Here is a 14,062-nt window from a genome sequence, read left to right as displayed (position 1 = left end):
TTTCCCCGACCGCCCGTCAGACACCGTCCGGGTCCGAACGGTTGAGCGTGGGCTTCGGCGCCGTGCCCGCCGTCAGCAGGTAGTCGGCGGCCGACGTGTCCGTCACCAGGCTGGTGACCAGTCCGGACCGCAGCACCGCGTCGATGGCCGCCGCCTTGCGCTGCCCGCCCGCGATCGCGACGACCTCGGGGATGCGGCGGAGCTGGTCGGCCGTGACCGTGATGCACCGCTCCCCCAGGTCCCGTCCGACCCGGCGCCCCTCGGCGTCGAAGAGGTGCGCGGACATCTCGGCGGCGACGCCGAGGGAGGCGTAGTGCGCGCGCTCCTCGTCGCTGAGCATGTCGTGCACCGTCGAGATGCCCGGCTCCCAGGAGCCGATGGAGACGCAGGCGACCGTGACCTTGTCGAAGTACTCGAAGGCCCGGGCGATCCCGGTCTGGTTGCGCAGCGCCGCCGCGGTGGCCGCGTCCGGCAGCAGCATCGGCGCGTAGATGGGGTGGGCGTCGCCGCCCGACACCTGGGCGGCGCGGCGGACGGCCTCGACCGAGCCGCGCTCGGCGGTCCCGGCGTCGTACACGCCCGTCAGCTGCACCACCGTGCACGGCGGCAGCCGGTCGAGCGCGGCCGCCATGTGGATCGTGGAGCGGCCCCAGGCGAGGCCGAGCACGTCGCCCTCGTTGACCAGTTCGCCGAGCAGGTCGGCGGCCACCTCGCCCAGGTTCTCCGGGTCGGGTGTCTCCTCGGCCTCGGCCGGGGACTCCACCACGACGGCGTGCCTGAGGCCGTAGCGGGCCCGCAGGGCGTCCGAGCGCTCCGCGTCCAGCTCGGCGGGTACCCGGATCTCGATTCGTACAAGGTCCCGCTCGAGGGCGGTCTCGAGGACCCGGGCCACCTTGAAGCGGCTGACGCCGAACTCCTCCGCGATCTGGATCTTGGACTTGCCCTCGAGGTAGAAGCGGCGGGCCATGGCCGCCGCCTGGACCAGCTCAGCGGGTCCCATCCGCATGGCTGAACGGCCCGCCGACATACCCGACACGGCGATCTCCTCACTGCTGTTCACACTCTGGATTCGCCGTTCATCCTTGCAGATTCGGCGCACTCGATCAGCCCTGATGGGAGCCGTTCACGTTCTGTTCCTCAGTGGTCACACGCCCAGGACGCCTTGGCGGTCGCCGCCTCCGCCCGGTCGCGCAGTGCGCGTACCGCCTCGGCCGGGTCGGACGCCCCGTACACGGCGGAACCCGCGACGAAGACGTCGGCGCCGGCGTCGGCGCACCGCTCGATCGTGGACGCCGAGACACCGCCGTCGACCTGCAGCCACAGCTCCAGACCGTGCTTCTTGATCAGCTCACGGGTGCGGCGGATCTTCGGCAGCATGATGTCGAGGAACGCCTGGCCGCCGAAGCCCGGTTCGACCGTCATGATCAGCAGCATGTCGAGCTCGGGGAGCAGGTCCTCGTACGGCTCGATCGGCGTCGCGGGCCGCAGCGCCATGGAGGCGCGGGCGCCCTTGGCCCGGATCTCGCGGGCGAGGCGGACCGGCGCGGTGGCGGCCTCGACGTGGAAGGTGACGGAACCGGCTCCGGCCTCCACGTACTGCGGCGCCCAGCGGTCGGGAGCCTCGATCATGAGGTGGCAGTCCAGCGGGGTGTCCGTCGCCCGGGCCAGGGACTCCACGACCGGCACGCCGAGCGTGAGGTTGGGGACGAAGTGGTTGTCCATGACGTCCACGTGGAGCCAGTCGGCTCCCCGGACGGCCTCGGCCTCGTCCGCGAGGCGGGCGAAGTCGGCGGACAGGATGCTGGGGTTGATCTGCGCGGCCATGCCCCAAGCCTGCCATGCCCCGCGGGGGTGGGGGGCATCGGTCCCCGGGCGGACACGGTCGGTTCGCCGGCCGCGGGGCGGTGGGGGCCGGCCGCGCGGTTCCCCGCGCACCTTCCGCACCCGCCCGTGCGGGCGCGGTCGTGTGCCGGGCGCGCGGCCCGTGGTCGCCCGCGCGGTTCCCGCGTCCCTCCGGGGCGCGTTACGCGGTGCGGCGGATCAGGGCGAGGTACATCGCGTCCGTGCCGTGGAGGTGGGGCCACAGCTGGACGTCGGGGCCGTCGCCCAGGGCCGGGACGCCGGGGAGGAGGGGGCGGGCGTCCAGGAGCTCCGCCCCCGGGTGCTGCTTGAGCACGTCGGCGACGACGGCGCGGGTCTCGGCGAGGTGGGGCGAGCAGGTCGCGTAGCCGACGACGCCGCCGACCCGCACGGCCTGCAGGGCGCTGTGCAGCAGCCCGCGCTGGAGCGGGGCGAATCCGTCCAGGTCCTCGGGACGGCGCCGCCAGCGCGCCTCGGGCCGGCGGCGCAGGGCGCCGAGGCCGGTGCACGGCACGTCGACCAGGACGCGGTCGAAGCTGCCGGGCCGCCACGGCGGACGCGTCCCGTCGGCGGCGATCACCTGGTACGGCCCCGGGTTGCCGTCCAGCGCCCTGGCCACGAGCCCCGCCCGGTGCGGCTGCTTCTCGGAGGCGAGCAGGAAGGCGCCCCGTTCCGCCGCCAGGGCGCCGAGCAGCGCCGCCTTGCCGCCCGGCCCCGCGCAGCCGTCCAGCCAGCGCCGGTCGGGGCCGTCCAGGGGCGCGCCCGCCAGGGCGAGCGCGACGAGCTGGCTGCCCTCGTCCTGCACACCGGCCCGGTTCTCCCGTACGGCGTCGACGGCCCCGGGCTCGCCGCCCTCGCTCAGCCGCACCGCGTACGGCGACCAGCGCCCCGGTACGGCCGCTTCCTCGCCGAGCAGTTCCTCCGGCGTCGACCGTCCGGGGCGGGCGACCAGCGTCACCTCGGGCCGCTCGTTGTCGGCGGCCAGCAGCTCCTCGATGCCGGCCCGGCCCCCGCCCAGCGAGTCCCACAGCGCGGAGACGACCCAGCGCGGGTGCGAGTGCACGACGGCGAGGTGGTCCTCGGGGTCCTCGTCGTAGGGCGGTGCGACCCGCTCCAGCCAGCCGTCGAGATCGTCCTGCGCCACCTTGCGGAGCACGGCGTTGACGAACTTGGCCCGCCCGTCGCCCAGCACCACGCGCGCCAGCTCCACGGAGGCGGACACGGCCGCGTGGGTCGGGATGCGCGTCCCGAGCAGCTGGTGCACGCCCAGGCTGAGCACGTCCAGCACCGGCGGGTCGACCTCCCGCAGCGGCCGGTCCACGCAGGCGGCGATGATCGCGTCGTACGTCCCCTGCCGGCGCAGCGTCCCGTACACCAGCTCGGTCGCGAGGGCCGCGTCCCGGGCGTCGAAGGCGTCGTTCTCCCGCGCCTTGCGCAGCAGCGGCGGCAGCACGAGGTTGGCGTAGGCGTCCCGTTCGTCCACGGCCCTGAGCGCCTCGAAGGCGAGGATGCGGACGGGGTCCTTCTGGGGCCTGCGGTACGGCTTGCCGGGTTTGCGGGGACGACGAGGCTGCTCGCTCACGAAAAAGGTGCTCCGGGTGTGGGGTGACGTGCGCTCACCAGCGTACGCCGAGCCGGTGAGCGGTGGTGCGGAGGCGCAGGTCAGCCGCCGAGCAGCTCGCCCTCGGCGATCCGCGCCCCGCGCGCCCAGTCCGCCGCCCGCATCGGCTTCTTGCCCTGCGCCTGCACCCACAGCAGCTCGACGGCGTACGAGCCGGTGCCGACGTACACGTTGTTCTTGCCGGCCGCGAGCTGCCCGGGGGCGAGGTCGGTGCGGTCGGGCACGGGCACGGCCTGGACCAGCTTGAGCCGCTCGCCGCGGAACGTGGTCCAGGCGCCGGGCGCCGGGGTGCAGCCGCGCACCACGCGGTCGACGCGCAGCGCCGGGGCGGACCAGTCGATCCGGGCGTCCTCGACGGTGATCTTCGGCGCGAGGGTGACGCCCTCGGCGGGCTGCGGGACGGCCTTCAGGCTGCCGTCCTCGATGCCGTCCATGGTGGCCGCGAGCAGCCCGGCGCCGGCGAAGGCGAGCCGGGTCAGCAGGTCGCCGCTGGTGTCGGTGGGGCGGATGGTCTCGGTGACCGTCCCGTAGACGGGCCCGGAGTCGAGACCCTCCTCGATGAGGAACGTGGACGCCCCGGTGATCTCGTCCCCCGCCATCAGCGCGTGCTGCACGGGCGCGGCACCGCGCCAGGCGGGCAGCAGGGAGAAGTGCAGGTTGACCCAGCCCCGGGCGGGCACGTCCAGGGCCACGCGGGGCAGCAGGGCGCCGTAGGCGACGACGGGGCAGCAGTCGGGCGCGATCTCGCGCAGCCGCTCGAGGAACTCCGGGTCCCGGGGCTTCGCGGGCTTGAGCACCTCGATCCCGGCCTCCTCGGCCCGTTCGGCCACGGGAGAGGCGACCAGCCTGCGTCCACGTCCGGCCGGCGCGTCGGGCCGCGTGACGACGGCGGCCACCTCGTGCCGCCCGGAGGCGATCAGGGCGTCCAGGGCGGGAACGGCGACCTCGGGGGTACCGGCGAAGACCAGCTTCATGGGTGGGACGGGCCTCTCGACAGGGCGGATGCGGGGCGACGCCCCAGTCTACGAGCCGTGATCCGGCGGAGGACCGCCGACGGCGCGGCGCCCGCCGCACACGGGAGAACCCGTTTCCCGACCGGCCGGGAACGGGTGGTGCGCGGGTGGAGGACGAAGGCCGCGGGCCGAGGCGCACGCCCTGCCGGGAGGGCGCGCGCATATGCCGCCACGCCCCCACCCCGTGACCGGCGGAGCGTCCACGCGTTGTCAAGGAAGAGTTGACCACAGGGCCGCCCGTGCGACCCGATTCCTTTCAACGCCGGTTCGAGAGGCTTGTTCATGGCCGACCACGCAACCCACGACGCCCAGGCTCGGGCCAGCCTGCACTTGCTGGTGCGGGACATCGAGCGGGTCCGCCGGCAGGTGGACGCACTGCGCACCCTCACCGCCCAGCTGGGCAACGTCTACCGACCGCGCCGTTCCGGCCCGTCCACGGGCTTCGTCGTCTACGGCCGCGCTCCCGCACCGACGGTCCGTCTCGCCCAGGAACTGCGGGACAGCGTCGAGGCCCTGGTCACGGCCGCCGTGGACTTCGACCGCTCGCTCGGCTTCTCGTGGGACGCGGTGGGCTCCGCGCTCGGCGTCACCAAGCAGGCGGTGCACCGCCGTTACGGCTCCCGCCGCGCCGCGGCCCGGGCGGCGGCCGCCGAGGTCCCCGAGTCCGCGCCGGAGCCGGCGGGCACCCGCCCGGTCACCGTGGGCACCGGTCTGCCGGCCGTGCCCACGGTCCCCGCGGCCCGCTCCATGCCGACCCAGCCGACGGCGGGCAGCCCGTCCCTGCGCGACGAGGTCAGGCCGACGGCCTTCCCCGGCCCGCGCAGCGGCTGACCCGACCCGCCCGCCCGGTACTCCCCGGGAGGGTCGGGAGGCTCTCCCGGGGAGTGCCGGCCGACCCCGGGCCGGCACTTCTCACCGGCCCGGGCGCACATCGCCCTCGGTCGGCGCCCGCCACCGATGCCGACGCCCGCCCGACGCCGACGCCCGCCCGGTGCCGGTGTCCTCACCCGATGTCGGGCGGGTCGATCCGTACCCACACCGCCGCGTCGCTCCCGCGCGCCGTCCGTGCCGCCTGCGCGGCCTTCAACGCACCGGCCAGCGCCGCCCCGTTCCCCGGCGGCACCCGGATCAACGCCCGCTCCCACCGCTCCCCCGGCGGCGGCCCGCCCACCCGGCGCGGTCGCCCCGGCGCCGTGACGGGGAGCGGCACGGGCCCCAGGATCTCCGCCTCGCGCGGCAGCTCCACCGCGCCGAGGAAGCCGGCCACCGCCTCCGCGGGCCCCGCGACGGACGCCATCCGCGACACCGGCGGAAATCCCAGCTCGGCACGGTCGGCCAGCTCACGCACCGCATGGCCGACGGGGTCCCAGCGCACCAGCGCCTGCACCGGCCGCAGGGTCGGCTCGGCGACCACGACCACGGTCCCGCCGGCGGGCTGCGGGCGCACCAGCGCGGCGGCCGCGAGCCAACGCCGCAGCGCGTCCTCACCGGCGCGCAGGTCGGGCCGCCCGAGCATGGCCCAGCCGTCGAGCAGCAGGGCCGCCGCGTAGCCGCCCTCGGCGACGGGCTCGGCGCCGGGGGTGCTCACGACCAGCGCGGGCGTCGACGACACGGTGTCCAGCACCTGCTCGCGCCCCGAGGTGCGCACCGGCACCGCCGGGAAGGCACGCCCCAGCTCCTCGGCGGTGCGGCGCGCCCCCACGACCTGCGCGCGCAGCCGGAAGGCCCCGCACTCCGGGCAGTGCCAGCCGCCCTCCTCGCGCCCGCACCACCCGCACCGCAGCGCCGGCCCGGATTCCTGTCCCTCCAGCGGCCCGGAGCAGTGCCGGCACCGCGCGGGCGTCCGGCAGACGGCGCACGCCATCCGCGGCACGTATCCCCGCCGGGGCACCTGCACGAGCACCGGCCCCTGTCGCAGCCCGTCCCTGACGACCTGCCAGGCGAGGGTGGGCAGCCGCGCGGCCCTGGCGGCCTCGTCGCGGGCCAGGTCCCCGTCCCCCACGGTCCGGACCAGCGGGGCGGCGGCCCGCACCTGCTCCCGGGCGGCGACCAGCGGCCGGGCCCAGCCGGTCTCGACGAGCTGGGCGGCCTCCACGGTGCAGTTCCAGCCGCCCAGCAGGAAGGCGCACCTGTCCTGGGCCGCGCGCAGCAGCAGCACCTCGCGGGCGTGCGGCTGCGGGGCGTGCGGCTCGCTGTGGCTGTCGTCACCGTCGTCCCACAGGGCGACCAGCCCGAGGTTCCGCACCGGCGCGAACATGGCGGCCCGGGTCCCGACGACGGCCCGTACGGCCCCCCGGCGCACCGCGAGCCACTGCGCGTACCGCTTCTCGGGTCCGGCGTCGGCGGTGAGCACCGCGTGCCGGCCCTGTCCGAGCAGGGCGGTCAGCGCGGCGTCGGCCCGGGCGACCGCCCGGCCGTCCGGGAGGACGACGAGTGCGCCCCGGCCGGAGGCCAGTGTCGCCGCCACGGCCCGCGCCAGCTCCTCGCTCCACCCGGGGCCGGGCAACGCGTTCCACACCGCGCGCGGCGCGCCGCCCGACGCGAGGGCCGCGACGAACGCGGCACCCTGCTCGTACCGCGTCCAGGACCCCGGCTCGGGCACCGGCGGCGGGGGCAGCGGGTCGGGCGACGCCCGTTTCTCGGCGCGCGCGTTGCGGGGCGGTACGGCGAGCTGCAGCACGTCGGCGAGGCTGCCGGCGTAGCGGTCGGCGACGGCCCGGGCGAGACCGAGCAGCTCCGCGTCGAGCACCCGCTCGGGCGAGACGACCTGGGCCAGCGCGGCCAGCGGCCCCGAGTAGTCGGACTCCGCGAGCCGCTCCACCAGGAAGCCGTCGATGAGGCCGCCGCCCTCGCGGCGCCCGTCCCGCACCCGGTGCCGTCCGGCCCCGAACCGCACCCGCACCCGCACGCCCGGCTGGGCGTCGGCGTCGAGTTCCTCCGGCACGGCGTAGTCGAAGTACCGGTCGAGGTGGAGCACGCCCTTGTCGACCAGCACCCGGGCGACGGGCAGCTCCCCGGCGAGCGCGGCACCGCGCCAGGTCCGCGGCTTGGCCCGCGGTGCCTTCGCCCTGCGCACGCTCTCCCGGATGAGCGCGAGCTGCTCGGGGGGCGCGTCGTCCGCGCCGCCACCCGCCGGTTCGTTCTCGCTGCTCACGCCTGCATTCTTACCAAAGAGCACTGACAGCCGGCGGCGCCCCGGTTCTCACCGCCCGGCTCCGGACGCGCCGAGGCCCGGCGTCCCCACCGGGGACACCGGGCCTCGTGACGTGCCGTCCGTCGTGAGGGGGCCGTCGTTACAGCCCCGCCGCCTTGCGCAGCGCCTCGACGCGGTCGGTGCGCTCCCAGGTGAAGTCGGGCAGCTCACGGCCGAAGTGGCCGTAGGCGGCGGTCTGGGCGTAGATCGGGCGGAGCAGGTCGAGGTCGCGGATGATGGCGGCCGGACGGAGGTCGAAGACCTCGTCGATCGCCTTCTCGATCTTCTCCGCGTCGATCTTGGCGGTGCCGAAGGTCTCCACGAACAGACCGACCGGCTCGGCCTTGCCGATCGCGTACGCGACCTGGACCTCGCAGCGGGAGGCCAGGCCCGCCGCGACGACGTTCTTGGCGACCCAGCGCATCGCGTACGCCGCCGAGCGGTCCACCTTGGACGGGTCCTTGCCGGAGAAGGCGCCGCCGCCGTGGCGGGCCATGCCGCCGTACGTGTCGATGATGATCTTGCGGCCGGTCAGGCCGGCGTCGCCCATCGGGCCGCCGATCTCGAAGCGGCCGGTCGGGTTCACCAGGAGCCGGTAGTTCTCGGTGTCGAGCTTGATGCCGTCGTCGAGCAGCGCCCTCAGCTCCGGCTCGACCACGAACTCCTTGATGTCCGGAGCCAGCAGCGACTCCAGGTCGATGTCGCTGGCGTGCTGCGAGGAGACGACGACCGTGTCGAGGCGGACGGCCTTGTCACCGTCGTACTCGATGGTGACCTGGGTCTTGCCGTCGGGGCGCAGGTAGGGGATCGTGCCGTTCTTGCGGACCTCGGACAGGCGCTTGGACAGGCGGTGCGCCAGGAAGACCGGCAGCGGCATCAGCGTCGGCGTCTCGTCGGACGCGTAGCCGAACATCAGGCCCTGGTCACCGGCGCCCTGTCGGTCCAGCTCGTCCTCGTCGCCCTCGACCCGGGACTCGTACGCCGTGTCCACGCCCTGCGCGATGTCCGGGGACTGCGCGCCGATCGACACGGACACGCCGCAGGAGGCGCCGTCGAAGCCCTTCTTCGAGGAGTCGTAGCCGATCTCCAGGATCTTGCCGCGGACGAGCGTGGCGATGTCCGCGTAGGCCTTGGTCGTGACCTCGCCGGCCACGTGCACCAGGCCGGTGGTGATCAGCGTCTCGACGGCGACCCGGGAGGTCGGGTCCTCGCGCAGGAGCGCGTCGAGAATGGTGTCGCTGATCTGGTCAGCGATCTTGTCGGGGTGGCCCTCGGTGACGGACTCCGAGGTGAACAGGCGACGGGACACAACGCTCCCTGGGGTTGCAGCGGCTGCTGGCTGATCATTGGTGGACGGCACGGGGAGCTGCACCCGGCGACGTCCGAGAACAGTTTATCGGTCGCACTCGGCCGCGGACCCACCCGTCTCAGCTCTCGGGAGGGCTGTGACCTGCGGCACGGGCATTCTGCACAATGCGCAGGGCCGTTGACCAGGCTCGCCACGCCCGAATGTGCGGAGTCCGCGAGCACCGGTGAACGAATGGGTCATTCAGCCGAGTCGTTCCGCCACGAGGTCCCACACCGTGTCGGCCAGGGCCTCCTTCGGGCCGTGCGCCACCGGGGTCTCGCTGCCGTCGGCGCCGAGGACCACGGCCTCGTTCTCCTCGGATCCGAAGGTCCTGCGCTCCCCGACCTCGTTCACCACGAGAAGGTCGCAGCCCTTGCGCTTGAGCTTGGTCCGGCCGTTGGCGAGGACGTCGTCCGTCTCGGCGGCGAAGCCGACGACCACCTGCCCGGGGCGGGCCCGGTCGGCGGAGACCTCCGCGAGAATGTCCGGATTACGCACCAGCGTGACCGGTTCCGGATCCTGGCCGTCCTTCTTCTTGATCTTCCCGGCGGCGCGGGCCGCGGGCCGGAAGTCCGCGACCGCGGCGGCCATGACGACGGCGTCGGCGTCCGCCGCCGCGCGCAGCACGGCCTCGCGCAGCTCCACGGCGGTGCCCACCGGGACGACGTCCACGCCGGCCGGGTCCGGCAGGGACGCGTTCGCCGCGATCAGCGTGACGCGGGCGCCCCGGGCGGCGGCGGTGCGGGCGAGGGCGTAGCCCTGCTTGCCCGAGGAGCGGTTGCCGAGGAAGCGGACGGGGTCCAGGGGCTCGCGGGTGCCGCCGGCGCTGACGACGACGTGCCGTCCGGCCAGGTCGGGCTCGGTCACGCCCCGGGCGAGGACGCGGCGGCACAGCTCGAAGATCTCGGCCGGGTCGGGGAAGCGGCCCTTGCCGGTGTCGACGCCGGTGAGACGGCCGACGGCCGGCTCGATCACGACGGCACCGCGGCGGCGCAGCGTCGCCACGTTCTCCCGGGTGGCCGGGTGCTCCCACATCTCCGTGTGCATGGCGGGCGCGAAGACGACCGGGCAGCGGGCCGTGAGCAGGGTGTTGGTCAGGAGGTCGTCGGCGAGCCCGTGGGCGGCCTTGGCGAGCATGTCCGCGGTGGCCGGGGCGACGACGACGAGGTCGGCGTGCTGGCCGATGCGTACGTGCGGGACCTCGTGGACGTCGTCCCACACCTCGGCGGAGACGGGGTTGCCGGACAGGGCGGACCAGGTGGCGGCGCCGACGAAGTGCAGCGCGGAGGCGGTGGGGACGACGCGTACGTCGTGTCCCGACTCCGTGAGCCTGCGCAGCAGCTCGCAGGCCTTGTAGGCGGCGATGCCGCCGCTGACCCCCAGAACGACCTTGGGCTTGTCCACCATCTCTCCCGGACCTCGGATGCGTATGCCCCCATCACACACCACAGGCCCGGCAGTCGGACTGCCGGGCCTGTGGAAAAGTCAGCTTCAGGCTGAGAACACTGCTGGCGCCATTACTGCGCCGGGCCCTCGATGGCCTCGGACGTCAGCAGACCCGCGTTGATCTCGCGCAGGGCGATCGAGAGCGGCTTCTCGTGGACGTGGGTGTCGACGAGAGGACCGACGTACTCGAGGAGGCCCTCGCCGAGCTGCGAGTAGTACGCGTTGATCTGGCGGGCCCGCTTGGCCGCGTAGATCACGAGGCTGTACTTCGAGTCCGTGGCCTCGAGGAGCTCGTCGATCGGCGGGTTGATGATGCCCTCGGGCGCGGAGATGGAAGAGGACACGCTCTACCTTCCGATGGATGGGAAAGATTCAGTCGGCTGACCGGTCGGGGTCGGGGACCTGACGCGATCACACGACGTTCGTCAAGGCTAGCAGCTCGCGCGCCACGTCCTCGACGGAGGTGTTCACCAGGGTCTCGTCGAACTCCGACTCGGCCGCCAGCTCGACCTTGGCCGCGGCGAGGCGGCGCTCGATGACCTCCGGCGGTTCGGTGCCCCGGCCGGTGAGCCTGCGCACCAGCTCCTCCCAGGAGGGCGGGGCGAGGAACACCAGCCGGGCCTCCGGCATGGACTCGCGGACCTGACGCGCGCCCTGGAGGTCGATCTCGAGCAGCACCGGCTCACCGGCCTCCAGGCGCTCCAGCACGGCGGTCCGGGGCGTGCCGTAGCGGTTGCCCGCGAACTCGGCCCACTCCAGCAGCTCGCCGTTGGCGATCAGCTTGTCCATCTCGTCGTCGGTGACGAAGAAGTAGTGGACTCCGTGCTGTTCCCCGGGCCGGGGCTTGCGGGTCGTCGCCGACACCGAGAGCCAGACCTCGGGGTGCTCCTTGCGCATATGGGCGACGACCGTGCTCTTGCCGACCCCCGAGGGGCCGGAGAGCACGGTCAGCCGCGGACGTGCGTCCGGGGGTACGGGGGACGTCCCCCGGGGTGTTGCAGCCATGCAGCGATTATTCCAGCAATCGCACGGTGCCCGGGACTCAGGAGCCCGTGCTGCCGAACTCACGCTCCAGGGATGCGATCTGGTTGGAACCGAGCCCCCGCACGCGGCGGCTCTCGGAGATGCCGAGCCGCTCCATGATCTGCTTGGCGCGGACCTTGCCCACGCCCGGCAGGGACTCGAGGAGGGCGGAGACCTTCATCTTGCCGATGACGTCGTTCTCCTGGCCCTGCTTGATGACCTCGTGGAGGGAGGCGCCGGAGTGCTTGAGTCGATTCTTGACCTCGGCCCGCTCCCGGCGAGCCGCGGCGGCCTTTTCGAGCGCGGCTGCGCGCTGTTCAGGGGTAAGGGGCGGAAGAGCCACGCCTACGTCACCTCGGATGTCGAACTGTCGGATACGGACCGGTGAGGAACCTAGTCGCCCCACACCTGGTGAGCCACGAGCAACACGCTCGCCCGTTGACTCTCGACGGAGACTAGCGGTCAAGTCCGCCAGAGTCAGCGAGAACAGCGGAAAAGTCCTGGTCAGCCTCCGTCAGGCCAGACATTTAGGACATACTGCCTCGGATTTGAGGATGTATCCAGGGTCAGGCCGCGGAGACCGCCTCGCCGATCTCCTCCGTGAAGCGGTCCGTGGCGCTCCGCAACGCGGCCACATCGGGACCATGGCGCAGAACACCCCGGCTGACGTTGGGAACGACGTTGCGCACCGCGGCGCCGAAGACCCGTGGCAGGTCCGCCGGGGTGGCTCCCTGGGCGCCGATCCCGGGTGCCAGGAGCGGGCCGTTGATGTCCAGGTCGTACGAGGAGAGGTCGCCGAGCGTGGCACCCACCACCGCACCGAAGGAGCCGAGGGGGCGCTCCCCCGCGTTCTCGGCCGCCAGGTGCGCCAGCACGGTCGCCCCGACGGTGCGTCCGTCGGCGCGCGTCGCGTGCTGGACCTCGCCGCCCTCCGGGTTGGAGGTCAGCGCCAGCACGAACAGGCCCACGCCGTTCTCCCGCGCCAGGTCGACGGCCGGCTTCAGCGAGCCGTAGCCGAGGTACGGGGAGACGGTCAGCGCGTCCGAGAACAGCGGCGCGTCCTCGTGCAGGAAGGACTCGGCGTACGCGGCCATGGTCGAGCCGATGTCGCCGCGCTTGGCGTCCATGACGACCAGCGCGCCGGCCTCCCGGGCCTCCCGGACCGACGTCTCCAGGACGGCGACGCCGCGCGAGCCGAAGCGCTCGAAGAACGCGCTCTGCGGCTTGAGGACGGCGGCCCGGCCGGCCACCGCCTCGACGACGGTGCGGCTGAAGCGCTCCAGGCCCGCCACGTCGTCGTTCAGGCCCCACTCGGCGAGCAGGGAGGCGTGCGGGTCGATGCCGACGCACAGCGGGCCGCGTTCGTCCATCGCGCGGCGCAGCCGGGCGCCGAAGGGTTCCGTCACCGTCATGCGTGCTTCCTCACGTCGGCGCCGACCGCGTCGGCGAGGGTGGCGTACGGGCTCTGCCGCAGACGGGCGGCGAGCCCCTTGTGGATGGCTCGGCCCCAGAAGGGCCCCTCGTAGATGAACGCGCTGTAGCCCTGGACCAGCGTGGCCCCGGCCAGGATGCGCTGCCAGGCGTCCTCGGCGGTCTCGACGCCTCCGACGCCCACCAGGGTGATCCGGTCGCCCACGCGCGCGTACAGGCGGCGCAGCACCTCCAGGGAGCGGGCCTTGAGGGGGGCGCCCGAGAGGCCGCCGGTCTCCTTGACCAGGGAGGGCGCCGACCGCAGGCCGAGCCCTTCGCGCGCGATGGTGGTGTTCGTGGCGATGATGCCGTCCAGACCGAGTTCGACGGCCAGGTCGGCGACCGCGTCCACGTCCTCGTCGGCGAGGTCCGGGGCGATCTTGACCAGCAGGGGCACGCGCCGCGCGGGCACCGCCCGGTCGGCGGCCTCGCGGACGGCGCTCAGCAGGGGGCGCAGCGCCTCGGTGGCCTGGAGGTTGCGCAGGCCGGGGGTGTTCGGGGAGGAGACGTTCACCACCAGGTAGTCGGCGTACGGCGCCAGCCGCTCGGCCGACTTCACGTAGTCGCCGACGGCCTCCTCCTCCGGGACGACCTTGGTCTTGCCGATGTTGACGCCGACGACGGTCCGGAAGACGGGGTTGCGGGAGGCCAGACGGGCCGCCACGGCCCGCGAGCCGTCGTTGTTGAAACCCATGCGGTTGATCAGCGCCCGGTCCGCCACGAGGCGGAACAGCCGCTTCTTGGGGTTGCCGGGCTGCGGCTCCCCCGTCACGGTGCCGATCTCGACGTGGTCGAAGCCGAGCATGGCCATGCCGTCGATGGCGACCGCGTTCTTGTCGAAGCCGGCGGCGAGCCCGAAGGGGCCGTGCATCCGCAGGCCCAGCGCCTCGGTGCGCAGCTCCTTGTGGCGGGGCGCGAGCGCGGCGGCGAGGAAGGTGCGCAGCACGGGGACGCGGGCGGCGAGACGGATCCAGCGGAAGGCCAGGTGGTGGGCCTGCTCGGGGTCCAGGCGGGCGAAGAAGAGCTTGAAGAAGATCTTGTACATGTGTCCTCGTCGGAGCTTCATGAGGGCTCGTGCGGGCGGGGCT

Annotated in this window: 13 protein-coding genes; 1 reads left to right on the top strand and 12 read right to left on the bottom strand. The window is 73.9% G+C overall.

Going from position 1 to position 14,062, the window contains the following annotated elements:
- Positions 1–16: 16 nt before the first annotated feature.
- The 4 genes from JHAT_RS10355 to fmt form a co-directional block, all read right to left on the bottom strand.
- Positions 17–1,060 carry a sugar-binding transcriptional regulator gene (locus JHAT_RS10355; RefSeq protein WP_077797786.1) on the bottom strand — a complete coding sequence of 348 codons (1,044 nt, stop codon included), beginning with the start codon at positions 1,058–1,060 and terminating at the stop codon, positions 17–19.
- Between the two features lie 77 nt (positions 1,061–1,137).
- On the bottom strand, positions 1,138–1,824 hold the full coding sequence (rpe, locus tag JHAT_RS10350) for a ribulose-phosphate 3-epimerase (protein ID WP_077797785.1): 687 nt from the start codon (positions 1,822–1,824) through the stop codon (positions 1,138–1,140).
- A 199-nt stretch (positions 1,825–2,023) separates the two neighbouring features.
- Positions 2,024–3,442 carry an RsmB/NOP family class I SAM-dependent RNA methyltransferase gene (locus JHAT_RS10345; RefSeq protein ID WP_077797784.1) on the bottom strand — a complete coding sequence of 473 codons (1,419 nt, stop codon included), beginning with the start codon at positions 3,440–3,442 and terminating at the stop codon, positions 2,024–2,026.
- Positions 3,443–3,522: 80 nt separating this feature from the next.
- Positions 3,523–4,455, bottom strand: coding sequence for a methionyl-tRNA formyltransferase (fmt, locus tag JHAT_RS10340; protein ID WP_077797783.1), 933 nt, complete (start codon positions 4,453–4,455; stop codon positions 3,523–3,525).
- 321 nt (positions 4,456–4,776) lie between these two features.
- On the opposite strand from fmt, the gene JHAT_RS10335 reads away from it, so the two are divergent.
- On the top strand, positions 4,777–5,325 hold the full coding sequence (locus JHAT_RS10335) for a hypothetical protein (protein ID WP_077797782.1): 549 nt from the start codon (positions 4,777–4,779) through the stop codon (positions 5,323–5,325).
- A gap of 172 nt (positions 5,326–5,497) precedes the next feature.
- Here JHAT_RS10335 and JHAT_RS10330 read toward each other — a convergent pair whose 3' ends face one another.
- From JHAT_RS10330 to JHAT_RS10295, 8 genes are all read right to left on the bottom strand, one after another.
- Positions 5,498–7,648: a primosomal protein N' gene (locus JHAT_RS10330; RefSeq protein ID WP_077797781.1), complete on the bottom strand. Its 2,151-nt coding sequence runs from the start codon at positions 7,646–7,648 to the stop codon at positions 5,498–5,500.
- A gap of 139 nt (positions 7,649–7,787) precedes the next feature.
- Positions 7,788–8,996, bottom strand: a complete 1,209-nt coding sequence (gene metK / locus JHAT_RS10325) for a methionine adenosyltransferase (RefSeq protein WP_077797780.1) — start codon at positions 8,994–8,996, stop codon at positions 7,788–7,790.
- Positions 8,997–9,236: 240 nt separating this feature from the next.
- Complete coding sequence (coaBC, locus tag JHAT_RS10320; protein ID WP_077797839.1) at positions 9,237–10,439, bottom strand: bifunctional phosphopantothenoylcysteine decarboxylase/phosphopantothenate--cysteine ligase CoaBC; 1,203 nt, start codon at positions 10,437–10,439, stop codon at positions 9,237–9,239.
- A gap of 113 nt (positions 10,440–10,552) precedes the next feature.
- Positions 10,553–10,825 (bottom strand): DNA-directed RNA polymerase subunit omega, encoded by a 273-nt coding sequence (gene rpoZ, locus JHAT_RS10315; RefSeq protein WP_003977348.1) that lies wholly within the window; start codon positions 10,823–10,825, stop codon positions 10,553–10,555.
- Positions 10,826–10,892: 67 nt separating this feature from the next.
- Positions 10,893–11,486 (bottom strand): guanylate kinase, encoded by a 594-nt coding sequence (gmk, locus tag JHAT_RS10310; RefSeq protein ID WP_077797779.1) that lies wholly within the window; start codon positions 11,484–11,486, stop codon positions 10,893–10,895.
- Between the two features lie 37 nt (positions 11,487–11,523).
- Positions 11,524–11,847, bottom strand: a complete 324-nt coding sequence (locus tag JHAT_RS10305) for an integration host factor (protein ID WP_003977346.1) — start codon at positions 11,845–11,847, stop codon at positions 11,524–11,526.
- 223 nt (positions 11,848–12,070) lie between these two features.
- Positions 12,071–12,916 (bottom strand): orotidine-5'-phosphate decarboxylase, encoded by an 846-nt coding sequence (gene pyrF / locus JHAT_RS10300; RefSeq protein WP_077797778.1) that lies wholly within the window; start codon positions 12,914–12,916, stop codon positions 12,071–12,073.
- Complete coding sequence (locus tag JHAT_RS10295) at positions 12,913–14,019, bottom strand: quinone-dependent dihydroorotate dehydrogenase (RefSeq protein WP_077797777.1); 1,107 nt, start codon at positions 14,017–14,019, stop codon at positions 12,913–12,915. The genes pyrF and JHAT_RS10295 overlap by 4 nt, the downstream gene beginning before the upstream one ends.
- Positions 14,020–14,062: the final 43 nt, after the last annotated feature.

Origin of the sequence: Streptomyces sp. JHA26, assembly GCF_002005565.1 — a bacterium.
Lineage (GTDB): Bacteria > Actinomycetota > Actinomycetes > Streptomycetales > Streptomycetaceae > Streptomyces.
Note: the sequence above shows the minus strand (reverse complement) of the source record. Positions and strands in the feature narration are given on the sequence as shown.